Origin of the sequence: Okeania sp. SIO2F5, assembly GCF_010692685.1 — a bacterium.
GTDB lineage: Bacteria > Cyanobacteriota > Cyanobacteriia > Cyanobacteriales > Microcoleaceae > Okeania > Okeania hirsuta.
Genome location: NZ_JAAHGU010000035.1, coordinates 30,857 through 57,658, shown reverse-complemented (window position 1 = coordinate 57,658; position 26,802 = coordinate 30,857). Strand labels below are relative to the sequence as shown.

General features: G+C 36.0%; 18 protein-coding genes, 1 tRNA gene and 1 pseudogene. 11 read left to right on the top strand and 9 right to left on the bottom strand.

Annotated elements, in window-relative coordinates; genetic code table 11:
• The first annotated feature begins 243 nt into the window (after window positions 1-243).
• Together rph and F6K27_RS14165 are read left to right on the top strand one after the other, a co-directional pair.
• A complete protein-coding gene (gene rph, locus F6K27_RS14170) occupies window positions 244-972 on the top strand; it encodes a ribonuclease PH (protein ID WP_124145236.1) in 729 nt (242 codons plus the stop codon).
• Between the two features lie 130 nt (window positions 973-1,102).
• Window positions 1,103-1,276, top strand: a complete 174-nt coding sequence (locus F6K27_RS14165) for a hypothetical protein (protein WP_287276711.1) — start codon at window positions 1,103-1,105, stop codon at window positions 1,274-1,276.
• A 116-nt stretch (window positions 1,277-1,392) separates the two neighbouring features.
• On the opposite strand, the gene F6K27_RS14160 is transcribed toward F6K27_RS14165, so the two are convergent.
• From F6K27_RS14160 to F6K27_RS14150, 3 genes are all read right to left on the bottom strand, one after another.
• Window positions 1,393-2,040 (bottom strand): tellurite resistance TerB family protein, encoded by a 648-nt coding sequence (locus tag F6K27_RS14160; RefSeq protein ID WP_287284484.1) that lies wholly within the window; start codon window positions 2,038-2,040, stop codon window positions 1,393-1,395.
• Window positions 2,041-2,551: 511 nt separating this feature from the next.
• Window positions 2,552-3,733, bottom strand: coding sequence for an aldo/keto reductase (locus F6K27_RS14155; RefSeq protein WP_353735985.1), 1,182 nt, complete (start codon window positions 3,731-3,733; stop codon window positions 2,552-2,554).
• 23 nt (window positions 3,734-3,756) lie between these two features.
• Window positions 3,757-4,257, bottom strand: a complete 501-nt coding sequence (locus tag F6K27_RS14150) for an AP2 domain-containing protein (protein WP_124147515.1) — start codon at window positions 4,255-4,257, stop codon at window positions 3,757-3,759.
• A gap of 1,202 nt (window positions 4,258-5,459) precedes the next feature.
• Here F6K27_RS14150 and F6K27_RS14145 point away from each other — a divergent pair.
• Window positions 5,460-5,612, top strand: coding sequence for a hypothetical protein (locus F6K27_RS14145; RefSeq protein ID WP_287276708.1), 153 nt, complete (start codon window positions 5,460-5,462; stop codon window positions 5,610-5,612).
• Window positions 5,613-6,174: 562 nt separating this feature from the next.
• Here F6K27_RS14145 and F6K27_RS14140 read toward each other — a convergent pair.
• Entirely contained in the window at window positions 6,175-7,572 is a 1,398-nt protein-coding gene (locus tag F6K27_RS14140) for a TldD/PmbA family protein (protein WP_287276707.1), read from the bottom strand.
• Window positions 7,573-7,821: 249 nt separating this feature from the next.
• Here F6K27_RS14140 and F6K27_RS14135 point away from each other — a divergent pair, with 249 nt between their 5' ends.
• The 3 genes from F6K27_RS14135 to F6K27_RS14125 all read left to right on the top strand — a co-directional run bounded on the left by F6K27_RS14135 (window position 7,822) and on the right by F6K27_RS14125 (window position 11,568).
• The gene (locus F6K27_RS14135; protein WP_287276706.1) at window positions 7,822-8,151 is read left to right on the top strand and encodes a hypothetical protein; all 330 of its coding nucleotides are present in this window, start codon (window positions 7,822-7,824) and stop codon (window positions 8,149-8,151) included.
• 99 nt (window positions 8,152-8,250) lie between these two features.
• Window positions 8,251-8,766, top strand: a complete 516-nt coding sequence (locus F6K27_RS14130) for a DUF1361 domain-containing protein (RefSeq protein WP_287276705.1) — start codon at window positions 8,251-8,253, stop codon at window positions 8,764-8,766.
• An 816-nt stretch (window positions 8,767-9,582) separates the two neighbouring features.
• Window positions 9,583-11,568 (top strand): ABC transporter ATP-binding protein/permease, encoded by a 1,986-nt coding sequence (locus F6K27_RS14125; protein WP_287276704.1) that lies wholly within the window; start codon window positions 9,583-9,585, stop codon window positions 11,566-11,568.
• Between the two features lie 480 nt (window positions 11,569-12,048).
• On the opposite strand, the gene F6K27_RS14120 is transcribed toward F6K27_RS14125, so the two are convergent.
• The 3 genes from F6K27_RS14120 to F6K27_RS14110 all read right to left on the bottom strand — a co-directional run bounded on the left by F6K27_RS14120 (window position 12,049) and on the right by F6K27_RS14110 (window position 15,459).
• The gene (locus F6K27_RS14120) at window positions 12,049-12,903 is read right to left on the bottom strand and encodes a carbohydrate ABC transporter permease (RefSeq protein WP_124145909.1); all 855 of its coding nucleotides are present in this window, start codon (window positions 12,901-12,903) and stop codon (window positions 12,049-12,051) included.
• 145 nt (window positions 12,904-13,048) lie between these two features.
• Window positions 13,049-13,933 carry a carbohydrate ABC transporter permease gene (locus tag F6K27_RS14115; RefSeq protein ID WP_124145908.1) on the bottom strand — a complete coding sequence of 295 codons (885 nt, stop codon included), beginning with the start codon at window positions 13,931-13,933 and terminating at the stop codon, window positions 13,049-13,051.
• A gap of 374 nt (window positions 13,934-14,307) precedes the next feature.
• On the bottom strand, window positions 14,308-15,459 hold the full coding sequence (locus tag F6K27_RS14110) for an ABC transporter substrate-binding protein (RefSeq protein WP_124145907.1): 1,152 nt from the start codon (window positions 15,457-15,459) through the stop codon (window positions 14,308-14,310).
• A 372-nt stretch (window positions 15,460-15,831) separates the two neighbouring features.
• Between F6K27_RS14110 and F6K27_RS14105 the strand changes: the two genes are divergently transcribed.
• The 3 genes and pseudogenes from F6K27_RS14105 to pbpC all read left to right on the top strand — a co-directional run bounded on the left by F6K27_RS14105 (window position 15,832) and on the right by pbpC (window position 19,614).
• Entirely contained in the window at window positions 15,832-16,083 is a 252-nt protein-coding gene (locus tag F6K27_RS14105) for a BrnT family toxin (protein ID WP_287276703.1), read from the top strand.
• A gap of 305 nt (window positions 16,084-16,388) precedes the next feature.
• A pseudogene (locus F6K27_RS14100) lies at window positions 16,389-16,963 on the top strand (Uma2 family endonuclease).
• 239 nt (window positions 16,964-17,202) lie between these two features.
• Entirely contained in the window at window positions 17,203-19,614 is a 2,412-nt protein-coding gene (gene pbpC, locus F6K27_RS14095) for a penicillin-binding protein 1C (protein ID WP_287276702.1), read from the top strand.
• Between the two features lie 367 nt (window positions 19,615-19,981).
• Here pbpC and F6K27_RS14090 read toward each other — a convergent pair whose 3' ends face one another.
• Both F6K27_RS14090 and cpdA read right to left on the bottom strand, forming a co-directional pair.
• Entirely contained in the window at window positions 19,982-20,845 is an 864-nt protein-coding gene (locus tag F6K27_RS14090; RefSeq protein WP_287276701.1) for a DUF72 domain-containing protein, read from the bottom strand.
• A 297-nt stretch (window positions 20,846-21,142) separates the two neighbouring features.
• A complete protein-coding gene (cpdA, locus tag F6K27_RS14085) occupies window positions 21,143-21,943 on the bottom strand; it encodes a 3',5'-cyclic-AMP phosphodiesterase (protein WP_287276700.1) in 801 nt (266 codons plus the stop codon).
• A gap of 269 nt (window positions 21,944-22,212) precedes the next feature.
• Here cpdA and F6K27_RS14080 point away from each other — a divergent pair.
• Both F6K27_RS14080 and pruA read left to right on the top strand, forming a co-directional pair.
• Window positions 22,213-22,284 (top strand) — tRNA-Cys (locus tag F6K27_RS14080).
• Between the two features lie 819 nt (window positions 22,285-23,103).
• Window positions 23,104-26,082, top strand: coding sequence for an L-glutamate gamma-semialdehyde dehydrogenase (pruA, locus tag F6K27_RS14075; protein WP_287276699.1), 2,979 nt, complete (start codon window positions 23,104-23,106; stop codon window positions 26,080-26,082).
• Window positions 26,083-26,802: the final 720 nt, after the last annotated feature.

Here is a 26,802-nt window from a genome sequence, read left to right as displayed (position 1 = left end):
AGTTGTGATGAAGGATACAATATATATAGGACTACCATATTATTTGGCGTTGCACAGTGACGAATGATTTGATATTTTTGATAGAATTGGATTGTGGATTAATCAATTGCTAGAATGATTAATTAATGGTTATTTTTAGTCAAAATCTAAACCAATTTTTGGCAATATCATTCCATAATGTGCAACCCCGAATTTTTCAGTAATTCTCAGTAGTTTATTAATTAATCAATTTTATAGATATCTATGTCTTGGCAACGTCCTGATGGCAGACAACCAGAGCAATTGCGTCCTGTCAGTTTTGAATTAGATTATACTAAATTTGCTACCAGTTCTGTTTTAACTAAGTGTGGCGAGACAAAGGTACTTTGCACTGTCACTATCCAACCAGGAGTACCTAAGTTTTTGGCAGACACGGGACAAGGTTGGTTAACTGCTGAATATAGAATGTTACCTGGTGCAACTCCCCAACGCCAACAAAGAGAATTTATGAAACTTTCTGGACGCACTCAAGAAATTCAAAGGTTGATCGGACGTAGTTTGAGAGCATCTCTGGATATGAATTTATTAGGGGAACGCACTATTATTGTAGATGCTGATGTTTTGCAAGCAGATGCGGGTACTCGTACTACTTCTATTACTGGGGGGTTTGTAGCAGTGGCGAATGCTATTAATAAGTTGATGCAGCAAGGAGAGTTGGAGCGATCGCCTATTTTGCATCAGGTTGCTGCTGTGTCAGTAGGGTTATTGGAGGGGAAAGAATTTTTGGATTTGAATTACACTGAAGATGTAGCGGCAGAAATTGATTTTAATGTGGTGATGAATGATAAACCTGCTTTAATTGAAGTTCAGGGAACGGCAGAAACAGGTAGCTTTAGTCGTACTCAACTTAATCAAATTTTAGATTTAGCAGAAGCAGGAATTCAAGAGTTATTTGTAGCTCAACGTCAAGCTATTTCCAATTCGGTAGTATAGATATTGCATAGTAGAGAGCTTCTGAAAAGAGGGAAATTGAGGGACAATTCTTACTCCTACCTCATCTAAATTCCCCATTTTTCCTTACTTCTGACTCCTACCAGAATACTTTATTCCGCAAACCCTAATTATGATGATTTACGACAAATTTAGGGTAGATATATCAGTCGCTACTATAGTTAGAACATCGGGTAATTATGATGATTTACGACGCGAGCAAGATGCTCGCACTAATTGTAAAACACCAACAAGTCGGTTGCTATATATCTTGAGTTTTTACACAAACACAGGGCAACAGACATGATATTATTCCAAGCTCAGTGGACATAATGTTATTTCAAGTTCAGTAGCATCAGCATAATAAATAGTGCGAGCATCTTGCTCGCAATTAATGAAGAGGGAATAATATCATGTCCGCATTTAGAGCATCCAAGGTGGAGCTTCTTCCAATTCCATTTCTATTTGAGCTTCATCTCGAGTTTCATCAATATTAAGTATAACTAACTCGTTATCTGGGGTGCGGATTTTTATATTTAGCGATCTTAAACCTGTAGTTGAATTAATATAGCCTTCGTATTTAGATCCTATAGGTAATTCTGATAAAATTTCCTCTATTTTTTCAATTAATTTTTCAGAATTACGATAATACTTTGTTGCATCTGCAACTATTTTATTCACCTTTTGCTGACTAATTTTTAGAGTACTAGCTAACTCCAGCACAAAACTATTTTCTTCTTCTGTTACTTTATCATCTGCTATTGCAATTTTTACTGCTAAATCAAAAGCATTTTCTATTTCTTTTTCATCTTGAAGTGCTTGTTTCGCTGCCGAAAATAATGCTTCGTTTTTTTCTGTACGAATAATCCTTAAAACTTTTTCTCTAGCTGCATCAACTTCTTTAGCGTTAAATCCTTTTCTTAGTAAAAAACCCTCTAAAACTTCTACTTCATTCATATCAATATCACCATCAACTGCCATGACCATTAAACCAATAGCAAAGATAGCTTCATTAGGGGTTAATTCCTCTGAACATTTTACTTGACTGTTAAAAATATGTTCATACGACATAGATTTTCTTGAGACTATCAAATTTTAATTATATATGGATATATTTAACAATTAATTATTAATTATTAATTATTACCTCTCCTTGAAAAGAAGAGGATCGACTTAAAGGAAAATTTTTTCTCTCTTGGTCGATGGTCGGCCAGCGAGGAGACCCGAAGAGTGACAGAGCCGCTCCGAATATCGCCATCCCACCCTACGGGAAGCTGCGCTAACGACCGCTTGTTTCTCCTTTAAAGGAGAGCCTTTAAACCTTAATTATTCGGTAATCAGTAAAGAATTTGTCATTTCAGTTATTCAGTACCGACCGCTAAGGTCAAAGGCTTGAAATACTAAAGTTTACTTTTTTCATAGCCTGGAAAAGAGAGACTAGAAACCATCTTTTTTGGTCAAAAATTTAAAATTATAGATAACTAATTCAAGTCTAAAACTATTAGCACTTTTACTTACTCCGATATTAATTCCAAAATATTTTTTACACAATCAAAATAAACTGCTATAAATAAACTAATTTTTAACTTTTAGACAAACGTTCCACTGGCTTTCCTCCTAATAATTTATGAGCATCTTGAAGAATATCCGGAATTTTTTCGGCATGGGGACTATTGGCCAGGCATTTGCTCAGGTCATATTTTTCTAATTCTTCAGCATTTGCACCAGGAAACCAGTGGCTACCATTACCCAATAAGTTATAGCGCATTTTACTGTATTCGACCATATCGTAGGCGATCGCTAGATTTCTTAACCATAAAATCACAGGGATATTGATATTTCCAGGAGTCTCTTCTAGAGAGGGCAAACCAATGTCCCAGGTTTTGAACCAATTTTCTCCTAGTTGAGCGATCGCTTCTTGCTCTAGTCTTGCCAATATTGATGGTAATATCTCATCAGCTCGATCTAACAATTCAATTGTTTTGAGATGTTCGTCAAAATCTGTTGGTTGTGATGCACCCACACTCAATGTATGCACTTGAGGATGACTCAAACAAAATAGATCGTTAAATACTATCGGGCTGAGTGGAGAGCATAAATCTAATAATTTCTGTGGTGGTTGATACAGTTTACCTCCTTTATCAGAGGGGCTAATAATAAATACTCCCATATCAAAGCGATTAGCAGCCTCTATTGCTGGCAAATTATTTTGATTAATGTAGTACCAGTGTAAGTTAACATAGTCAAATTCATTTGTTTCTATAGTTTTAACTATGACATCAGTCGGCCCGTGAGTAGAAAAACCAATAAATCTGACTTTGCCCTGTATTTGTAATTTTCTCGCCACATCCAGACAACCTCCTGGCCTAATTGAGTAATGGAGTAGTTCTAATGTATTAATCCCATGTATGCCTAGCAAATCAATATATTCTAGTTGCAAAAATTGGAGCGACTGCTGTAACTTACTTTGGAATTCTTGAGGATCGGCGCTTGGGCTAACTTTTGTCTGGACAATCAGTTTTTCCCGTGGTAGCTTGGGTAAAATTTCTCCAAGCTGCATCTCGGATGTACCATAACCACGAGCGGTTTCTATGTGGTTAATTCCGCATTCTAGGGAGCGACGAATTGTATTTTCTAAGTTTTGTTGATTATTTGGTGGGATTTGATTTTTTGGCACATCTTGCCATTTATATTGATACCTCATTCCACCGCAGGAAAATACTGGCATTGGTAATTCTGTTCGCCCAAAGCGTCGATACTGCATCATTATTAATAATCTTTCTGAAGTTACATTGAGGGATCTTCTACTACTTCTATATTATTCATGGTAAAATTAGTTCTGGCTAGGGACCCGTAATATTTTCTTGCTGCTTCGTCATAAGCAACAGCCGCATCTTTTTCTACATCAAAGCGACCTAAACGTATTTGTTTTTTGTACACTTTGATTTCAGCAATCCATTTTCGTTTATCTTTACACCAGTACACTCCCCGATATTTAGATGAATGTTTGACGCTAGGTCTCCTGTGCATTCGCGCACTTCCTTTGACTAGGCGTAAATTCTCTCGTCGATTATCTAGTTTGTTGTGATTAATATGATAAACAGATACACCCATAGGAGCGTCCATAATCACTCTGTGCATATAAACTGTGGTTCTTTTGCCATCTTTCTTGATTGTTCTGGCAGCAAAACCATCTATCAAATACCATTTATGTTTTGATAATTCCTCATAATCTTGTTCATCAACTATTACTACCTGTCCTCTGGTAATCAAGATTTCTTTTGACATTTTTTCGGCCTTCTTATTAAATTAATAAAGTTATTATTCTCCCTTGTTTATCTGAATTAAGAGAGTAGAATACAAAACATTTGAGGCCAGTACGGAGTATGTATGTTTTTTAGAACATTTTATTTAACTTTTTATCTCTCTAGCTACAGCTAGATTATTTTGTCTGACTGCACCCCATTTGTCATTAATAGATCAACACAAATTGATTTATTTTTTTCATTGTCTATGTCTATAAGTTGATAAGTTTAAGTTATGACTCTTATGGTCAATTTTTTTGTTTAGTGAATCTTTATTGTATTTATTCTTTAGTAGGTGTAGTTTGATTTTCTTTGTTTATCACCCCCCGAATTATAGCTACTTTTAACCTGTCTATAAGTTTTTGCTACTAATTAAGACTTCATCTATAAAATCAATGATAATCCCACCTTAAATTTTTTGCCACTTTCTAGAAATAAATTAAGTAAATTAGCGGAGTCATAGAATGATATTTCACGAAAGTAGAAATATCCTAAACTTCTATTGATAGTCTCTATAGCCTTTCTAGATTGATGTTCAATCAATAGGAGTTTAAAGTTGGCTACTGTCGATTAGGTTGTATAAATTATTCTTCAGATACTATAGCACAGATAAGGAGGATGAAGCATGGTTAAGTCTATTACTTTATGAGTAATCAAAGCATCTATAACCCCTTTTTCCTGAAGTTTTTGATTTATAAATATTTTTAAAAAAAAAAAATAGATTTATTCTAAATGTAGAACATGGTAAATTTTGGGCGCTATGTATCAAATTGTAAATTAGCTCAAAAGTTTATATTGATTGCCTTTAGGGTTTTTTTGATTAAAAATGCAACGTCTTTTTTCTAGCCTGCTCTACTTAGGTAAGAATAAAAAGTTATTAATTTGAAAAAAATCATTTCATAAAGTTATATGGAATAGCATAATGCAAATAAATATTCTCAAAAACAAGAACTTTCAAAACTCATAGGAAAGTTATTACAACAAGCAGGTTTAATCACATGAAACCAAGTATAATAAATTTTGCAATATCAACGTAGTAACTATCACCTAAGATTTGGATAAATTGCTGTAATGTGGAGAATAACTAATCAATAAACTGTAGATTTATTCGTATACATATTTGCTCAACTAATTACGGATAATCATAAAAAAACAGTTGGTGAGTATCTGAAATTAGCAAAATTATTGAATGAGAAACAAATATATTCTATCTTGGTAGAACAGAGTCAAACAAATTTACGTTTTGGAGAGGTCGCAGTACAAAAAGGATGGGTGAGGCAAGAAACAATTGATTTTGTATTGCGGTACATTCAAGGTGAATTTATTCCTGCTGTATAAAGCTAAACAGTTTTTTGATTCAGTGAAGTACATAACTTCTGCTTTTTGCTTTTATCTCTGTTTTGTCACTTTCGGAGAGGGCGATATTTACATCTGTTACAGGTTGGACATATTTTATATTTTCTATTAGGAAATAAAGTAGCGATAGAACTCCGTTCCGCTGACATGATCGCTCTCTAGAGAATAGGTCTGAAACTTAGAAATTACAAGTCTTTTCCAAGAAGGATATGTCATATTTGACTATATTTTTATGAACTATCTGTACTCTACTCTCAATAAACATCTGGCTAAAAAAAATAGACTTTTTGTAGAAGTAGGCAATAGCTCATCTGCTCCAGAAGGCAAAGGGAAAGAAACTTTATGAGATAAAAACACAAAAAATGAGGCATTGCTGAGGGATGGGATGAATATAAGTAGGTGGACATCCGGCCGGCCCGAAAATATAAGAAATGGGCAAGATACCTATTCCACAAAACTATTAAAATCATCCTGCATTTATGCAACGCCAAAATGCTATCCACATATAACTTCCGGAGATATCTAATAAACACTTTTGTTCTGCTCAATGTCCTCCAACTACTACATTTTTAATCATCAAGTGGGGACTGCCAATACTTACAGGCAAAGGTGCTTGACCTGCTTTACCACAACTACCACTATTGTAAGTAGAATCATTACCGATCGCTTCAATATCTTTGAGAGTTTGAAATACATTCCCTGTCAAAGTAATATTACTGACAGCTTCAGCAATTTTTCCATTGCGAATCATATAACCTTCTGCGGCAGTAAATGTAAACATTTCTCCGTTTGTTTGGCCACCTAGACTGCCGATGGCATAAACCCCTAGATCGATATCTTTAATTATTTCCTCAACAGGGCGATCGCCTGTTTCAATCGCTGTATTAGTCATCCTGACAATAGGTGGATACATTGCATTTATAGCTCTAGCATTTCCTGTAGGTGTTTCTCTCATTTTTCCAGAAGTTTCTCGATTATGCAGACGAGTTGTTAATACTCCATTTTTGATTAAATATTTACGCTGTCCAGGAACACCTTCATCATCATATTTGATAGAACCACTTAAACCATCAATAGTGGCATCATCTACTACATTCAAGTTTTCTATACCTATTGGTTTACCTAATTTTAGTAATTCTTCCATCTGGGGGTTTTCATAAATAGAGTCTGCCTCAGAAAGATGACCAAAAGCTTCGTGAATAAATACACCTGCCATATAAGGGTCTAACAATACAGTATATTGTCCACCTTTAACGGGTTTTGCCTCTAGTTGACGGATGGCCTGTTCTGCTGCCCCGATAACTTGGTTATCAATGTCGCAGAGAGTGTGATAATCTGTACGAGAACTGATATATTTGATGCCCTGTTTAACTAAACTGCCTACTCCACAAGCAATGGCTCTGAATTTGCTATTGACATCTAGGCGTTCTTGTGCTATGCAACTTCCGATAGAATTGACAAAATAAGTAATAGCAAAGCGATCGCGATAACTGACATTTGTGGTCTGAATTCGAGGATCGAAGTGTAGCAATAATTGATTGTAGGTTTCAATTAATTGTCGCTTTTCTTCTAAAGATATGTCACGGGGGTCGCGGCCAAATTTGACTGCTACATAATCTTGAATAGGTTCAATGGGAGCTAGTTGAGTATTTTCTTTTCCTATTAAATAAGCGTGAGAAATTGCTTCTTCGATTCTATTTGATAGTTCTGAAATATTGTTGAAAGTAACGAAACTCCATCCTCCTTTGTGGCAAGTACGAATACTTCCGGCAAGGGAAAAATGAGAGTTAATTGTATTTAATTGTAGGGCAGAAAATGAAATAGTAGTTGATTCACTTTGTTCTAGGCGAATTTCTAGATAATCGACATGATTACTGTAATTATAAATTTTATTTTGTAATTGCTCTAGAAGAGAATTATTTTTTGTGAGTTTTGTAGTCATTATCTATTTTTATGCTGATATTATTTGTTATTGAATCAAATAAATTTGATGAAAGTTTGTAGTTATTATTCACTTTCTTACTTGAAAATGTTACTGCTGGCTTATAGTAGCTCGTTCGGATATTATTTATATATAATAATAAATGTTTGTATGAAACACCAGTGGAACCTAATTAGAGAATACCTGAAAATCTTAATTTCATCTTAGTTAGGATTGTAGAATACTTGTACATACATTTTTGAGTTATGAATGAAAGCTGAAATAATCAATGTAATAAACACAGCTTGGCAATTTCTAGAAGGTAATAGCAGATTCATGTCTTGGAATCTATTTTTAGCTTTATTTCCTTTGGCCATGAGTTTTTGGTTGTTTTCCAAACCTCGCTCCATTTTTATACGATGGGGAGTTTTATTACTATTGGGCGCTACTTTATTACCAAATATAAATAGAGTTATGGCCTATGGCAGTAAATTGAATATTGAAGTGGCGATCGCTATTACTTTAGTATTAATAATTTTAGGTATATGTTTATTACGTCGTCCCCAGCATTCTTCTTTATCATTTTCTTTGTGGGTTTAATACCCCACCGTCAACGGGGGTGTTCAAAATTACTTGGGATTCTAACCCCAAGTAATTTTCCTCCTGTCTCCTGTCTCCTGTCTCCTGTCTCCTTCTTCAATGTGGTGGTTTTGTTTATTTATTTTTATCGCTTTTTTACCTAATACTCCTTATGTATTAACTGATATTATTCATCTCGATCAAGATATTCGTCAAAGTAATTCTGTATGGGTTTTGACTTTAGCAGTAGTTCCCCAATATTTGTTATTTATGTTTATTGGGTTTGAAGCTTATGTTCTTTCTTTAATTAATTTGGGGTACTATTTACAGCGACAAAGTTGGAGTAATTTTATTCTGGGAATAGAGTTAATTATTCATTGTCTTTCTGCTATTGGTATTTATCTGGGAAGGTTCAAACGTTTTAATAGTTGGGATATAATTACTAATCCTGATGCTTTGATAAAAAGTGTTTATAGGGATATGTTTAGTCAACGTTCTATCTTAGTAATACTTATTACTTTTATAGTTATTTTTAGTTTGTATTGGCTAATGAAATTAGTAACTTTAGCTCTACTGCAAAAATATCAAATAAATCGTAAGCATTCAGCTAGCTCGCAGTCAGTTATCAGCAATTAATAATGAATAATTACTTCTCAGGTTAGGTCTGGAGACTTTGACAGTAACTTTTTATTCTTTCCTCAATTTCAAAGATTGCTTTTACTTTTGGCAAAATTAATAGCTGATAGCTAATAGCTAATAGCTGACCGCTATTTGCACAGCATTCCGCAGGAAATGCTGAAAATAAATCAAGAAGAAGAAAAAAAATCTAGAGCTTCACCAAAATTTTAGTCAGGTATTTCAGTGTTGAAATTGACTATATTATTTTGCGAGAAAATTCAAATACTGAATACAGTAAATTTAGAGTAATATTTCAACCTTTTTATAATTGAATTTATTTTGAACTTAAACCAAAAATATAGGTAATGAAGTATCTAGGAAAGACTAAAGTTTATGTAGTTAACATTTGATTTTTATTCAAAATTGAAGCAAGTCATTTCAGTTATCAGTTATCAGTAGCTCTACCTGTTTGTGCAGCATTCCGCAGGAAAGTCAGAGGCTGGAAATATTGAACTTTATTTTCTCTTGGTCGATTGGATATGGGGCAGGTTTCCTCGCCATCCCACCCTACGGGAAGCTGCGCTAACGACCGCTTTTTCATCCCCTTGAAAGGAGAGGCTTGAGACCTTATTTTTTGGTTAAAAAAACTATTAACTTTTAGGAAATTTCATTACTTATTTGGGAAATATAAGTAGCTTTAATTAGCAATATATGGGCATGGTTTAAATCCTTTATCACCCTGTTTTTTTTGATTTTTTATATATATCACCATGTATTTACAGATGAAAAATTATAGGTTATAATCTATATTAGTTAACTGTTAGAAAATCAAACATGAATAAATTTAACAATAAACTTTGGAATAGTTTTTTGCAGATTGCTCAACCGTATTTTTATCCACTAGAACCGGGGGGAAACAAAGTCTTTTTAGGATTATTATTTCTGCTTTTAATGTTTTTATTTGCTGCTGTTTTTTTAGTTGTTAGTTTGATTTGCTTGGTTAATGAAGCTATATTTGGTCAGTCATTTAATAGTATTGCTCCTGGTTTAGTCAATACAATTCACAATATTATTAATTCGCACTGGATATTTGTTATTGCTTTAATGGTTGTCGTTCCTGCCATTGGTTTTTGGTACTATAAAAAACAGCTTATCCCACGTTGGCAGCCTTGGGCATTGTTAAGTTTGTTACTATTATTATCTCTGTCAGTTAGTGGTTTAAATGTAATTATTAGCTATGTAGGCAACTTTTTTACAACTGCATTATCTGAAAAAGACCAACCTACATTTTGGCGGTTCTTATATGTTTATGCTGGGGTTTTTATTGTTGGTACTCCTATAGTTGTTATTTACACGTATACAAGGCAAAAACTAGGACTTTACTGGCGAGAGTGGATGACAAATAAGTTTCTAAATAACTACTTAGAAAATAGGTCATATTATGAAATAGATTCAAAGGGGAAAATTGATAATCCAGACCAAAGAATTGCAGAGGATATTAAATCTTTCACTAACCAAAGTTTATTTTTTCTCCTCACAATTCTCAACTCAATAATTGACGTTATTTCCTTCACAGGAATTCTGTGGTCAATATCAATACCACTCTCAATATTTCTTATTATTTATGCTGTGGCAGGAACATTAGTAGCAGTAATTTTTGGCAGAAAATTAATTCCTTTAAATTTCTACCAACTCAAACGAGAAGCAGACTTTCGTTATGGATTAGTTCATATCCGCGACCATGCCGAATCAATTGCTTTTTATCGAGGAGAAGAGCAAGAATTATCTCAAATTAGACAAAGATTTACTCAGGTTTTTAATAATTTTAATTTGCTGATTGGGTGGCAAAGAAATGTAGATTACTTTACTACAGGTTATCGATATGCAGTAATTATTTTGCCTTCTTTAATTATGGCTCCTATTTATTTTGCAGGTGAGATTAAATTTGGAGATATTAGTCAGGCAGGTTTTGCCTTTAGTCAGGTTTTAGGAGCTTTTTCTTTAGTAGTTAGTCAAATCGACAACTTAACTAATTTTGCGGCTGGTATTAACCGTTTGGATAAATTTAGAGAAACATTAGAAGATACTAGAAAAGTATCAGAAGTAGGAACTAGAGAAATTGATGTAACAGAAAGTTCTAGATTAGCGTTAGAAAATATTACTTTAAATACTCCTTTAAATCACGAAGAAATTAATGAAAGTCAAAAGACTCTGGTGAAAAATTTATCAGTAGCAGTAAAGTCAGGTCAAGGATTATTAATTGTCGGAAAAAGTGGAGCAGGTAAAAGTTCTTTATTAAGAGGAATAGCAGGTTTATGGACATCGGGTACGGGTCGTTTAGTACGCCCGAATTTGGAGGAAATATTATTTCTACCTCAGCGCCCTTATATGATTTTAGGAAGTTTACGAGAACAGTTGTTATACCCTCAAGTTAACCAAGATTTTGATGAGTATGAATTAAGAAAAATTTTGAAATTGGTTAACTTAGAAGATTTACCAGATAGATTAGATGGTTTTGATGTGGAGTTACCATGGGAAAATGTTTTATCTTTGGGAGAGCAACAACGTTTAGCCTTTGCAAGACTATTATTAATTAAGCCCAATTATGCAATTTTAGATGAAGCTACCAGCGCTTTAGACCTACAAAATGAAGCGGAACTTTATGAAAAATTACAAGCAACTCAAACAACATTTGTCAGTGTAGGACATCGTTTAAGTTTGTTGAAATATCATCAACAAGTTTTAGAATTAACAGGTGATGCTAATTGGCGAGTATTATCAGCAGAAGATTATCAAGCAGAAGCTAGTTCATTTAATTAATAAAGGAAGAAGGAAGAAGAAAGAAGGAAGAAGGAATAAATCTTTAACCTTTGGTATGAATACTGTTGATATCGTTTGTATAAAAACTATATTCTGCACTTCAAAATGTAGGATTAAAAATCAGGATTCAGGAAAAAACTAGAGTTAGGAAATATCTACTTTTTCCTGATTTCAAATTTTTTTACTTCTTAATACCAAGCGTGAAAAAAGAATGTTACAAATAGTTTCGCTCCTTTAGAGGTGAAATAATTTCCTGAAATTACTGTCGTGTCAAAGTTTTGAGTCCTAAAAATATTACTTTTAACTTTTAACTTCCGTGAAATGGTTCAAAAAATTAGTATTTTAGGCACATAGTTGCGCAGAATAATCAAGGGATTATTCTTCCTCGTACCTCCTCTATAATTCCCATTTCTCCTGTCTCCTGTCTCCAGTATAGCTGTCTCCTACCCTTACCCATAAGACTTTTTCAGCAAACCCTACCTACCCTTTGACAGCTCCTGCAGTAATACCTTGAACAATTCGACGTTGAGCTATTAATACCAAAATTAACAAAGGAAATGTGCCTATTACTGTTGCAGCAGCAATTGGTCCGTAGGGAATTTCAAATACAGAAGTACCCCCTATCTGAGCAACGGCAACGGGAATAGTGTACATTTCGGAACGAGTAATAAAAGTCAGAGCAAAAATAAACTCATTCCAGGCAAAAATAAAGGTTAAAATTCCTGTGGTTACTAATGCTGGAATTGTTAGAGGTAAGACGATATTCCACAACATAGAAATTGTGTTGTAACCATCTATTTTGGCTGAGTCTTCTAAATCTTTTGGTAACTGTTGGAAAAAACTTCTTAAGACCAGAATTGTCAGGGGTAAATTTATCCCAGTGTAAGGAATAATTAGGGAGATATAGTTATTACCTAAACCAAGAGACTTAATAATTTCTAACAGACCCAAAAATAATAATACATAGGGAAACAGACTGACTATTAAAACGCAGGCAATAATGATATTTTCTCCAGGGAGTTTTAACCGTGCCAAAGTATAAGCAGCAGGCGCTCCTATTCCTAGACAAATAACTGTTGAAATAATAGACACAAAAGCACTATTAAAAACATAGCGGAGAAAACCCAAACCCAAACTAAGATAGTGGTCAAAAGTTAATTGGTTGGGAGCGGGGAAATAGATATTAGGAACTGCTGATATTGCCTCATTTGTTTTGAAAGAAGTTAGTAATTGCCATAAAACAGGAGCTAGGAAAAATATGACAATTAACACCACACTTACCCATAGAATTATTCTGTCTGTTTTGATTGATGATCGATTTTTTAATATAGACATTTTTGATTCCTCATTCAAAAACTTGTTTATCACTTATTATCCAAATATCATATATAGCACTACGAATTTAGGTTAGGACATTTATAAATTCTCAAACTCAGTCAGATATTACTTTTGACTTTTGACTTTTGAATTGCGCGTAGTGCTATAACTTCCGCGTAGCGGTACTAGCGATCGCTACGGCAAGAATTAATAGTAGAAATGTTACTACTACTAAAGAAGCTCCATAACCAAAGTCTAAATAACGTCTAATAGTGGCATATATATAGATAGAAACAGTTTCTGTTTTTCCAGCAGGTCCACCTCCAGTCATTACTTGTACCAGGTCAAAAGTACCAAATGCTTGAGCAAATCTGAATAACAAAGCAATTACTATTTGTGGGATTAATAATGGGATTGTAATTTGTCGAAAACTTTGAATAGAGTTAGCACCATCAATAGCATGAGCTTCGTATAAATCAGAAGAAATAGATTGTAATCCTGCTAATAAAATGATGGCTATAAAAGGCGTTGTTTTCCAAACATCAGCAATAATCATTGCTAACATTGCTCTGAATGGGTCGCCTAACCAAGTAATATTAGTTTGAATTAATCCTAAACGGAAAAGTAGGTCATTAACTATGCCAAATTGGTCATTAAAAATCCATGCCCAAGCTAATCCCATAACTGCGGTTGGTAATGACCAAGGAATGAGACTAACAGTACGAACAAAACCTCGTCCTCGGAATGATTTATCTAAGATAAGAGCGATACTCATTCCTAATATTAATTCTAGAAAAATGGAGATGGTTGTAAATATTGTGGTGTTCCATAAACTTTGCCAAAAACGACCATCATTTAACATTCGACTGTAGTTTGTTAAGCCGGAAAAAATAGGTTTTAATTCAGTACCTAAATTTTCTGTGAATAGACTTAGCAAAAAAGCTCGACCAATGGGATAAACAAATACGAATAGCAATACTAGAATAGCTGGTAAAATCAAGAGCCATCCTGTTAATTTTTCTCTTTTTTCAATTGTGTTTATTGTCATTAATTTATACTGTTTTTGAGCAATAAGTTGGGAATAACTAATAGCTTTTTGTCACTGGATTACACAGCTAATACCATTTCTGAATAATAATGCTATATTTGATGACCATCTTTCCACTCCCTACCTCCCCACTACAAAGAGCAAACTTCAAGTATCATTTTAGTTATATAGGTTCAAAATAGGAGTATCTTTAATTCTAAAAATAGCTCCAAAATTATAATTATCTTTGCCGTTATGGGTTTAATATCAAATCTGCTTAATTCGGTATAAAAAAATGTTCCATCTGAGCGCCATTGCCAAATCTTTCTCAATATTCCCCTCCTGGGAGGGGTTAGGGGTGGGTCCCCACCTCCCCACACTGCCCATCTCCTTCTTCAAGTTCCTAACAAAGCACGAGTTTCTGCTGCGGCACCTTTCATTGCTAATTCTGGAGTACGGGAACCAGTTAGGGCAGCGCTAAGATAACGTTGTAAAATATCTGAAGCTTGAGCATATTGAGCAATGGGAGGACGTAAAACAGAATTTTCAACTACTGGAAATAAGTTTGGTAAGTAAGGAAATTCTGCTACTAGAATCTTGTCATTAAAAAGTGATTTTCTGGCAGGAACAAGACCTGTTTCTAAAATCAACTTACGTTGAACTTCTGGTTTGTTGAAGTATTGAATAACTTCCCATGCTTCCTCTGGATGTTTTGTACTTTTAACTATTCCTAACCCCCATCCACCTGAACAAGCTCCACTTTCTTTTCCTGAAGCATGAACCATTGGTTTAATAGCAAAATTTCCGGCTATTTCGGATTTTGATGCTAATGGATATACATAAGGCCAATTGCGCAGAAAAACTGTCTTACCACTTTGGAATAAACGACGGGTTTCTTCTTCTGCATAAGTTGTTACTCCAGGAGGAGAAATTCCTGCGGTAATAGTTGTGCGTAAAAAGTCTACTGCTTCTATCGCTTCTGGTCGATCTAATCCTACTTCATTTGTTTCTGAATTTACCCAAAAACCTCCATAACCTTTGAGAATTTCGATAAACATTGCGGATAAACCTTCATATTGTTTACCTTGCCAAAGGTATCCCCATTCAACTAATCCTTGCTGTTGTAATTCTTGTGATATTTTGATTAGCTCCTCAAAGGTATTAGGAGGTTCAAATCCACCTTTTTTTAATAAGTCCGTGCGATAATAAAGCATTCCTCCATTAGAGATTAATGGCATCCAATAAAGTTTATTTTTGTAAGTTCCTCCTTCTATATCTCCTGACAAATATGTTTCTTCTAATTGTTGTTTATCAATTTTTTCAGAAAGGTCTTGTAACCAGTTAGCAGCAGCAAATTTTGGCACCCAAACTGTATCCATATAAGCTAGATCATATGGTGAATCTCCTAGTAAAAAAGAGGATGTATAAAGGTCTTCTACTAAATTAGTATCGTTAGGAGCTTTGACAATTTCTAAGTTAATATTTGGGTGACTTTTGTTAAAGTCTATTTGAATTGGTTCTAATTGAGTAGCTGTGATAGCTGACATTAATACTTGGATAGTTACAGGTTTTTCCTGGGTAAGTGCAGGTGAAATTGAGCTATATAAAATACCCAGAAAAGTTGCTAAAATTAAAATGGTTATTTGGAATTTTTTTTTAGTCTAATTATCAGGAATTTTAACCAGCCATTAACTTTGGGTTTTAGTTTTTCTAGAGTAGGGTTGAAAAATTTAGTATGTTTCATTATTTTGGTAAATTAAAGAGTGAAAAATGGCTTCTAGTTTTTAATAAAAGAGTTGACTAAAAAGAAATTTTGACTATATTTATCTAACTATAAGCTATTAGAAAATGACATTAGTAAATAAAGCAAGATTTTCTATTATAATAGACTTGTACTTAATTTACGATGATACATTGCTTTGGATTATAACTTTGATTGGAATCAGGCCAAAGAAAAACAAAATATTCGCAAACATCAATTAAATTTTCGTTTGGCATCAACTGTTTTCCGCGATCCTTATCAATTAACAATCTACGATGAAGAACATAGTCAAGATGAAGATAGATGGATTACTATGGGCTTAGATGAAACAGGTATTTTAAGGGTTGTTATCCATACCTTTAAAGAAATCAATAAATTCTCCTATCTAAATTCGGATTATTTCAGCTAGTAAAGCTACTTTAACTGAAACTCAAGTTTATCAAAAGAGGCAATTCTGAAATCAGAATACGATTTTTCCCAAGCAGAACAAGGCAAGTTTTACCATCCCGATGCTAAGTTTCATTACTCCATTTATCTCGAACCAGATATCGAACAATTTATCACTAAAATTGCTGAACAGAGAAAAATTGACGTACAAATTTTAGTCTATGAATGGTTGAGAAATCATATTAAAAATATGACTATCGAGTAAAATCATTCTTCCAAAGCATCCCAAAGTTCAGACATCTATATAATACTTCTATCTCTCAAACCATGATTGCTAACCAAAACACAAATTACATTCCTCCTGAAGAATATCTCACAGAAGAAGAACTCAGTCCCGTCAAACACGAATATATTGATGGACAAGTATACGCAATGGCCGGTGCTAGTGATGCTCATGTGACTATTTCCCTCAACCTAGCTTCAGCATTAAGAAATTATCTGCGAGGTAGTGGTTGTCGCGTCTATATGTCGGATATGAAAGCTCATATAGAAACTACCAATACATTCTATTATCCTGATGTTATGGTAACTTGCGACGCCAGAGATAAAGCTTTGCCAAATCATAAAAAATATCCTTGTTTAATAGTGGAAGTTTTATCCGAAAGCACAGAAGCATTAGAACGCGGTGACAAATTTGCCAATTATCAGCAATTACCAACCTTGCAAGAATACGTTTAATTAACCAAAAACGCCAGCGTTTAGAATGTTTCCGTCGTAATGCTGAAGGTCTTTGGGTATTACACACTTACACTCAAAGCAGTGAAATTCTCCTGGCAAGCATTGACTTTCGGACTAGCATTGATAGTTTGTATGAAGATGTCACTTTTGGAGAAATTCCGTAGTTTTTTTTCTAATTCTACCACATCAAAACTTTGATAAAAAACTTACCAATTATTTTGTTTTTCCAACTCTGCTCTGAAGATAAAAACTGGGGTTAGTGGACCGACACATCTAAAATGGTGCGTTACGATAGATTCTTAAATGCTTTTCATAGTCTAAAATTTAGCCATCTAAGGCACCCTACAAATTTTGCTTTTTTCAAATTGGTATGATCTGAAAATGGCTGATAATAAAACTTGTTATGATAAAAATCACCAAACACATATCAAAAAATATTAAACAAAAATGGCAGCAAACCAAACCAAGGTCTAAATTTATTCTGAGTTTTGTACTATTGTGCTTGAGTATCAGATCGCTCCCTCTGTTTGCCCCCATTCGTCCTCAAGACATAGCTCAAAACCAACAAACCCTAGAATTTATCGACCGCAACGGTTTGCCACTCGGAACCATCCTTACCCGCGACCAAGAAAATACAGTAGTCGTCCCCCTAGATAAAATCTCACCTCTATTTATCAACGCCATCATCGCAGCGGAAGACAAAAGATATTATCAACATGGCGCTCTAGACATCAAAGCAATAGGGCGATCGCTCCTCGAAGCTATCCAAGCAAAACAAATAGTCAGTGGAGCTTCCACTATCACCATGCAACTTGCCCGAATGTTGGAACCCACACCCCGCACCTTCGGCAATAAAATTCGGGAAATTTGGCTATCTTGGCGTATCACAGCAGGTATGAACAAAAATCAAATCCTGCAAGCATATATCAACCGCTTACCTATGGGAGGAAATATCTATGGCGTAGAAGCAGCATCCCGCGCTTATTTTGGCATCTCAGCTACGGACCTCAACCTTGCCCAAGCTACTATTCTCGCTGCCTTACCAAACGACCCCACTGACCTCAACCCTTACTATAATTGGAGTCTCCTCAAACAACGTCAAATTTACATTCTGAAGCGCATGGTTGAAGACAATTATATTACCAGTGCTGAAGCTGAAAAAGCGCTTGCGGAAAAAATAACTCTACAACCAAAAAATCAAGGTATTATTGCTGCGCCACACTTTATATTTTGGTTATCTCAAAATCAATCCACTGCCATAAATCAAAACTTATCTACAACAACTACTCCTACAGTTATTCGTACTACTATTGACCGACCTTTACAACAATTTGTTACTACCCAAGTCCAACAAGTAATTCAAAATCTTACCCCTTATAATGTGCATCATGCTGCTGCAATTATAATTAATAATCAGACTGGAGAAGTATTAGCTTATGTCGGTTCTCCAGATTATTTTAATACTCAAAAAATGGGTAGTAATGATGGAGTACAAGCACTACGTCAACCAGGTTCAACTTTAAAGCCTTTTTTATATCAATTAGCATTAGAAAATCAAGTAATTAATCCGAATACTATTTTGCCAGACGTACCGACATATTATGCAATTCCTGGAGCCAAACTTTATAGTCCTACTAACTATAATCAAGATAGATTTTTAGGACCTGTTATTGTGAGAGTTGCTTTAGCAAATTCTCTAAATATTCCGACAGTAAGAGTCTTAGAAAAAGTAGGATTAGAGCAATTTTTAAACCGTCTACATCAATTAGGTTTTAAACATTTACAAGCCTCACCAGAACATTATGGTTTAGGCTTAAGTTTAGGCAGTGGGGAAGTCAGTTTATGGGAGTTGGCAAAAGCTTATTCAATTATGGCAAGACAAGGAGAAGTTATTCCTGTCGTTACAACTATTCCTAGTAAAACTTCCCCACTTTTTCAACATAAAAAAAATCAAGACATCTCCCTACTACCTAAAGCAAAATCTGAATGGATGTTAATCGCAAATATGTTAAGTGATACTCATGCAAGAGCAGCAGAATTTGGAGTGAATTCGGCTTTAAATTTGCCATTTCCAGCAGCAGTAAAAACTGGTACTTCTTCAGATTTTCGTGATACTTGGACAGTGGGTTTTACTAATGATTATACTGTGGCGGTTTGGGTGGGTAATTTTAGCGGGGAATCTATGGTGCAAATATCAGGAGTGATGGGTGCTGCGCCTTTATGGAATAGGATTATGTTACATTTGCACGAAAAGAAGGAACCGACAGCTTTTCCACCGCCAAAAAATATGGTTCAACGCCCGGTTTGTACAATTTCTGGGTTGCGTCCGAAATCTGATTGTCCGTCGGTAATAACGGAGTATTTTTATCCAGAAAAATTGGCAGAATATGAGCATTTATCTGATAATTATTCGGTGGAAAATTTGCCTGATGAATATAATGAATGGTTGGCAAAACAGAGTAAATCTAGTTTGGTTTCTGGTGAGTTAAAAATTTTGTTTCCTCAAGAAGATGATTATTTTTTAATGGATGATGTTGGAGGAGAGAAAAAATTAGAATTTAAGTTGGCGAACTCACGGGAAAATTCTGTGGAATGGTGGTTGAATGGAGAGAAATTAGCTGTTAATTCTGATAATTCTTTATTTTGGAAATTATCTCCCGGTAAATGGACTTTAGAAGTGCGTTCAGCAGATATTATAGACCGAGTGAATTTTGAAGTGCAATTGCCGAATAAGTCTCCTTATAATGGGTTTTCTATTCGTATAAGGAGTCAGGAGTCAGGAGTCAGGAGTCAGGAGTCAGGAGGAAAAAAGTAAGGAAGAGCAAGGGTGAATATCTACTTGAAGAAGGAGACAGGAGACAGGAGACAGGAGACAGGAGGAAAATTACATGGGGATAGTCAACGAAGGGCCGCTCCGCGTCTACGCTCCCCCAAGTAATGCGTGAACACGACCGTTGACGGTGGGGTATTAAACCCACAAAGAAAATGATAAAATTGAATTTTTTTCAATCCTAAAAGCCTTCTTCCTTAACCTTACCTTACAATACTGATATTACCGGACTTGATATAGCAGTCGAAGCAAAGGACGCAGACAGATAAAAAGCTTAAAACTCAGACAAAGCAAGACTTTTCCTTCTTCCTTCTTCCTTCTGCTATATAACATCAGCAACTCTCAGAAAAAATCACCATAAACTTAACTGAGTAGGCGACTGATTAAGTAAATTCCAAGGCAGGGATGGAATAGGAATTTTTGCTATTTCTAATAACTGTTGAAAATGACGTGCTGTACTAGGCGATCGCTCTTCTTCAGGGCAATGAATAAAAAAGTAAATTGTGATATCTTGACCTAACCATTGCTCAATTTGAGTTACCCATTCTGTGAAGAAAATTTGATTTACCGACAACTGAGGGTGAGAAATAAATCTCACAATGGTAAATGGAGCAGTCAACGTCAACTGTAAAGGTAAATTGGGTTTACGGTTTTGAGACCGCAACTGGGGGTTATCCTTACCAGTGTAGACAGGACGCGAGTCTAGCAAAACTTTCCCCACACTCAGTTGTTTGAGAAGACTATTTAACTGTTGAGCTTGAGAGTCTTCAAACCAGTCAGGATGGCGAACTTCCAAAGCTAAAGGTATCCGGTCTCGTGGCCAAGCTTGCAAAAATTCTGCGAGGTCATCAAATGAAGAGGGGCCGTAACTCGGCGGTAACTGAGCAAAAAATACACCCAGGCGATCGCCCAAAGGTTGCATCTGTTTGAGGAAGTCTAAAGCATCCGGGATAAAAGGTTTTAATAATCCATTATGAGTTATGTTGCGTGGTAGTTTTAGGCAAAATTGAAATCCAGGAGGCGTTTGTATTGCCCACTTCGTCACAGTCTCTGGTTTAGGGGTAGCATAAAATGTAGTGTTACCTTCAACGGTAGTGAAACGGCGACTGTAGAGATAGAGAAACTCAGAAGGAGAACTTTTGGGAGGATAAAACTCTCCCACCCAAGGTTTAAATGCCCAAACAGCGCACCCAAGAAAGAATTTTTTTTGAGTCATTTGAAGAAGGTTTTAGGTTGTAGATTAATTATTTAATATAGAATCCAGTTATACAGTATATGTTCATAATTCTATAATTACTTCAATCTCCGCATCTCCTCATCCACTTTTCCCAATTTAGATCCCTTCTTCTCTCCTTAGATAACTAAAACCCCTTCTTCCTTCTTCAATTACTAATAGACATCTCCAAACATAAAAAATAAAATCAATTATCATACAGAGATTATCAATTATTTCCCCTCCTGGGAGGGGGAGGGGCGAGGGGTGGGTTCCCTATTCCCTCTTTTCTGGAGATATCTAATATCCACTAGCTGCCATATCACATTCATAAATATAGTTAATCCTTTCAATTTTGGTAGTATAATTTCCATCAGGATATAAGGTAAGTAATCGTAATCCAGGTGGTTGTTTATCTAGAAAAAATTTATAATTTCCTGGTTCAAATTGAATACAAGTAGAAGGAGTTGATAAATAATGAATACCATTTATTTCCTTGGCAAATTCTTGATGAATATGACCAGACAAAACAATTTTTACTTGTGGATAACGATTAATTATACTTAAGAAATTTTCTGGGTTATGCAGAAGAATTTTATCCATCCATTCGGAATTAATTTTTACAGGAGGATGATGCAAAGCAATTAAAACTGGTTTATTTCCAGTCATTTTAATGTTATATTCTAACCACTCTAAACTTTCTGGAGAAATTTCACCATAAACACATCCAGGCACATTGGTATTTAGTAAAAAAAAGTTCCATCCACCCATTTCAAAAGATTTTTTCGCAGAAATAGGAGCAGAACTTAATACCCGTTCCATTGTGGGTAAATTATCGTGGTTTCCTGCTATCCAGTAAGTAGGAATGTTCAGAGGACTCAGTAAAGATGCTAAACGTTGATATGATTGAGAAGTTTCATCTTGGGAAAGGTCTCCAGTAAGTAGTAGTACATCTGGTTGAGGTTGCAACTGTTTGAGTTTCTCCAAGACTTTCACAAAAGATCTTTCCGTGGGAACTCCATACATTTTTCCCTGAATAGAGTCTGCAAATAGATGGGTATCGGTGATTTGAGCAACAAGCACAGGAGGTTGGAAAATCATTGTTACTGAGGAAATTTTGTGATAAGTGATACAGCAGTAAGGAAGAAGCAAGGAGGAAAAATCTTAGGTTGCCTAAGTTTTAAGTTTTAACCTTTTATCTGTCCTAACCTTTCCTGATACTGCTATCAGAGCCTTAAATTATTAAAATAGCTTCAAATATTTGTCCACAGTGCAATTCAAAACATCAATTTAAGTGATGTAGATCACATTTATCCTTGAACTTGCCATATATTTGTGGATGGTGTATTATAATAATTAAAGGTAATAATGGCGGCATGGCCAAGTGGTAAGGCAAGGGTCTGCAAAATCCTCATCCCCCAGTTCGAATCTGGGTGCCGCCTTTGAATATACTGATCCTAACGGAGACGTTGGGCAAACGGATCGAATTCAGTAGCGAATGGTTCTTGGCCTTTACTGATTACTTATTCAAGATTGATTCGCCAAACTAACTTAGGTTTGGCTTTGTTATTCTTAAGTTATATAGAATCCGGTTATACAGTATATGTTTATAATTCTATCCATACTTCAATATTAAATCGGACCATCTCCCCACCTCCTTATCTCTCCCAACTATATAATAAGTATTCAACTGGATTTGATATTATTTCTGCTTTGAGGAGAGGCTCATTCTCAATGAAAATCCAGATTTGATGTGACTAATCATCAAGTGTTATTAACTGGTCAATTAAGAAGAATAAAACTAGTAAAATTTAACATAAATAATTATTTTTCAAGAAACCTTCTCTACAAAATATATGGGGTTGCACATTCTGAAATGATATTGCCAAAAATTAGTTTAGACTTTGACTAAAAAGAACCTAATATCAATCATTCTAGCAATTGATTAATCCAAAATCCTGTTCATCAAACATCTAAAATCATTCGTCACTATGCAACGCCAAATATATTGTCAGATTAAATGATAATATTTAGATAAGTATAAAGTAACGGAAACAGGCTCATAAAAACACTAACTTCAAAGAAATTTTAGTGATAAATACCGAAATTATAGCAGTTTTCATTAACATAGAATACAGATATTTTTGGCTGAAAGTCAGAAGGCAGGAGGCAGAAGGCAGAAATTTTGTAGTCTAACTTTGTGAAAATGGCTATAATCCGATACACTTACTCAATTGATTCAACCACACATTGTCAAAAAAATGGTCGCACAAATACCTAATAGCAACTACGAAACTCAAACCCAAGAAATAGCAAAACAACTCCTAGCAGCAACTCAAGAAAAAAACAGTTCCTGGCTAGGCAAACTGCAAAATCAAATGCGGTGGGATGATAAACTCCTAGACTGGGCAATGGCGAACCCTGGTTTGCGAGTACAACTATTTCGCTTTATTGACTGTTTGCCAGCATTACACAGTAAACCAGAAATAGCTGCTCACCTCCAAGAATACCTGACTACCGAAGAAGTCGAACTGCCAGAAGCTCTCAAAAAACTCCTCAACTTCGCTAACCCAGACTCAGTCCCCGGTCAACTCGCAGCTACCACCGTTGCACCCGCAGTCGAAACCCTCGCTCATAAATACATTGCCGGGGAAAACATCAAACAAATAATCAAAACCCTAGAAAAACTACGGAAAGAAAAAATGTGCTTCACCGTAGACTTACTAGGAGAAGCAGTAATTACTGAAACTGAAGCACAATCATATTTAGACCGTTATCTAGAACTGATGACTCAGCTCTCTCAAGCAGCTAAAAACTGGTCGTCAGTACCCCAGATAGACGAAGTAGAAGGCGAACAACTACCACGAGTACAGGTATCAGTAAAACTTACAGCATTTTATTCCCAGTTTGACCCCCTAGATGCTAAAGGCAGTCAGGAACGGGTGAGCGGACGCGTCCGTACCCTACTGCGACGTGCAAAAGAACTAGGTGTAGCAGTTCACTTTGACATGGAACAATATAGCTACAAAGACCTAACTATAGCTATTCTCAAAGAACTGTTGATGGAGGAAGAATTCCGCAACCGCACTGACATCGGCGTTACTATCCAAGCATATCTACGGGATAGCGAAAAAGACCTGCAAGGAATCATTGACTGGGCAAAACTCCGGGGTTATCCTGTCACCGTCCGACTGGTTAAAGGTGCATATTGGGACCAAGAAAGTATCATAGCTTTACAAAACGACTGGCCGCAACCAGTTTTCAACGATAAACCAGAAACCGATGCCAATTTTGAACAGCTGACTCAGATGATGTTAGAAAATCATCAATATATCTATTCAGCTATCGGTAGTCATAACGTTCGTTCCCAGGCCAGAGCGATCGCCATTGCCAAAGAATTAAAAGTACCTAAACGTTGCTTCGAGATGCAAGTTCTCTACGGTATGGGCGACCAAATAGCTAAAGCATTAGTGGACAAAGGTTATCGCATCAGAGTTTACTGTCCCTACGGCGACCTACTACCAGGAATGGCATATTTAATTCGTCGTCTCCTGGAAAATACAGCCAACAGTTCATTCCTCAGACAAAGTTCAGAAAATGTGCCCGTTGAAGAATTGTTAGCGCCTCCCACTACTAACGGCAAAACAACAATTCACGATATTGTTAAACCTGTTTTTCCCAATGCTGCTGATAGCGACTATGCTGATGCTGCTCAACGAGAACAAGCTTATAATGCTATTGCTCAAGTACGACTAAAGTTGGGACAAACATATCTCCCACTGATCGACGGCGAATACATACAGACCGAGCAAATAGTAGATTCCGTTAACCCATCAAACCCGAAAGAGGTAGTCGGGAAAATTGGTTTAATGTCTGTAGAACAAGCAGAACAAGCAATTCAAGCAGCTAAAGCAGCATTTCCTAGTTGGCGGAAAACACCTGTTACAGAGCGAGCGGGGATATTACGAAAAGCGGCCGACCTAATGGAAAAACGCCGTCACGAACTTTCAGCATGGATGGTATTAGAAGTTGGGAAACCCCTCAACCAATGTAATGCGGAAGTTTCTGAGGCAATTGATTTTTGTCGCTACTATGCTGATGAAATGGAAAGGTTAGACCAAGGTTATAAATATGATGTCGCTGGAGAAACTGACCGTTATTATTATCAACCTCGTGGTATTTCTTTGGTAATTTCGCCTTGGAATTTTCCTCTAGCTATTCCTACAGGAATGACTGTTTCATCTTTGGTGACTGGAAACTGTACTTTGTTGAAACCAGCAGAAGTTTCATCAGTTATTGCTTCCAAGATTGCTGAAATATTAGTAGAAGCTGGTTTTCCCAAGAGAGTATTTCAATTTGTGCCAGGAAAAGGTTCGACAGTGGGTGATTTTATGGTGAAACATCCAGATGTTAATAGTATTACTTTTACTGGTTCTCAGGAAGTTGGTTGTCAAATTTATGCAGAGGCGGCAATTTTACGCCCTGGGCAAAAGCACTTGAAGCGGGTTATTGCTGAGATGGGTGGTAAGAATGCGATTATTGTTGATGAGAGTGCAGACTTAGACCAAGCAGTTGCTGGTGTAGTGTATTCTGCTTTTGGTTATAGCGGACAAAAATGTTCTGCTTGTTCCCGGGTTGTGGTTTTGGCATCAATTTATGAAGCTTTTGTGAATCGTTTGGTGGAGGCTACGCGATCGCTCAATATTGGAGATGCGGAGAAACCAAGTACACAAGTTGGTCCGGTGATTGATGCTAAGGCACAAAAACGGATTAAGGAATATATTGAGCAAGGTAAGCAGGAAAATGAAGTTGCCCTGGAGATGGCAGCGCCAGATGATGGTTATTTTGTTGGTCCGGTGGTATTTAAGGATGTGTCACCCACGGCAACTATTGCCCAAGAGGAAATATTTGGTCCGGTGTTGGCGGTGATGAAAGCGCAAAGTTTTTCAGAAGCATTGGAAATTGCTAATGGTACAAATTTTGCTTTGACTGGTGGGTTGTATTCTCGTACTCCTTCTCATATCGAACAGGCAAAAGCAGAATTTGAAGTGGGGAATTTGTATATTAATCGTGGAATTACAGGAGCGATCGTTTCCCGGCAGCCATTTGGTGGGTTTAAGTTGTCTGGTGTTGGGTCGAAAGCTGGAGGACCTGATTATCTATTGCAATTTTTGGAACCACGCACGATAACTGAGAATGTGCAACGGCAAGGTTTTGCTCCTATTGAGGGCGTGCAGTAGCTTACTATGTGTGGAGTGTGGCAGGTGTAGGGAGTGTGGGGAGATGGGGAGATGGGGAGATGATATCAAATCCGAGGGAATTGGACATAAAAAAATTCTCCAATCCTCATAACTACTAAACCTTTGTGATTCTTTTTCCTCCTGAGGACTGAGGACTGATATCATGTCCGGTTGAATACTTAAATAATTAGGCAAGAGACAGGATACAGGAGATAGGAGATAGGATACAGGAGATAGGGAAAAAAGTGTTTTCATCACTATAGTCATTCCAGTTAAGATTGAGACAAGGGTTTCTTACCTTGAAAGAGTTTCAGCTAAAAAAGTGTTCCAGTCTTATTCAGAATGACTATAATTATCCGGACATGGTATGACTCCTTCTGAGTTAACCAATCTATAACTGTTTAACCAAATTTGATATGAGGAGATGGGAAGATAAAGACAGATTTGCCAATGGCGCTCAGATGGAACATTTTTTTGACCCAGGACTTACGCACGGACACTAAATCGAGTGATGGCGTCATTCGGAGCTTTGCGGAGCGCAAATGCCATTTGCCCCTCCCTATATATGGCGTTTTAAAGGTTAATTTGCGTAAGTCCTGATACCTAATTAAACGGATTTGATATCAAATGGCGCACATTGCGTTATTCACTTTTATATCAGGTCTCATTAATTAGACGTAAATATTAATGATCTTCATAAATTATCTTGAGAATCTATCA

Coding starts and splice junctions, on each gene's coding strand:
- rph (WP_124145236.1), top strand. CDS start 244: ATGTCTTGGCAACGTCCTGATGGCAGACAACCAGAGCAATTGCGTCCT.
- F6K27_RS14165 (WP_287276711.1), top strand. CDS start 1,103: ATGATGATTTACGACAAATTTAGGGTAGATATATCAGTCGCTACTATA.
- F6K27_RS14160 (WP_287284484.1), bottom strand. CDS start 2,040: ATGTCGTATGAACATATTTTTAACAGTCAAGTAAAATGTTCAGAGGAA.
- F6K27_RS14155 (WP_353735985.1), bottom strand. CDS start 3,733: ATGCAGTATCGACGCTTTGGGCGAACAGAATTACCAATGCCAGTATTT.
- F6K27_RS14150 (WP_124147515.1), bottom strand. CDS start 4,257: ATGTCAAAAGAAATCTTGATTACCAGAGGACAGGTAGTAATAGTTGAT.
- F6K27_RS14140 (WP_287276707.1), bottom strand. CDS start 7,572: ATGACTACAAAACTCACAAAAAATAATTCTCTTCTAGAGCAATTACAA.
- F6K27_RS14135 (WP_287276706.1), top strand. CDS start 7,822: ATGAAAGCTGAAATAATCAATGTAATAAACACAGCTTGGCAATTTCTA.
- F6K27_RS14130 (WP_287276705.1), top strand. CDS start 8,251: ATGTGGTGGTTTTGTTTATTTATTTTTATCGCTTTTTTACCTAATACT.
- F6K27_RS14125 (WP_287276704.1), top strand. CDS start 9,583: ATGAATAAATTTAACAATAAACTTTGGAATAGTTTTTTGCAGATTGCT.
- F6K27_RS14120 (WP_124145909.1), bottom strand. CDS start 12,903: ATGTCTATATTAAAAAATCGATCATCAATCAAAACAGACAGAATAATT.
- F6K27_RS14115 (WP_124145908.1), bottom strand. CDS start 13,933: ATGACAATAAACACAATTGAAAAAAGAGAAAAATTAACAGGATGGCTC.
- F6K27_RS14110 (WP_124145907.1), bottom strand. CDS start 15,459: ATGTCAGCTATCACAGCTACTCAATTAGAACCAATTCAAATAGACTTT.
- pbpC (WP_287276702.1), top strand. CDS start 17,203: ATGATAAAAATCACCAAACACATATCAAAAAATATTAAACAAAAATGG.
- F6K27_RS14090 (WP_287276701.1), bottom strand. CDS start 20,845: ATGACTCAAAAAAAATTCTTTCTTGGGTGCGCTGTTTGGGCATTTAAA.
- cpdA (WP_287276700.1), bottom strand. CDS start 21,943: ATGATTTTCCAACCTCCTGTGCTTGTTGCTCAAATCACCGATACCCAT.
- pruA (WP_287276699.1), top strand. CDS start 23,104: ATGGTCGCACAAATACCTAATAGCAACTACGAAACTCAAACCCAAGAA.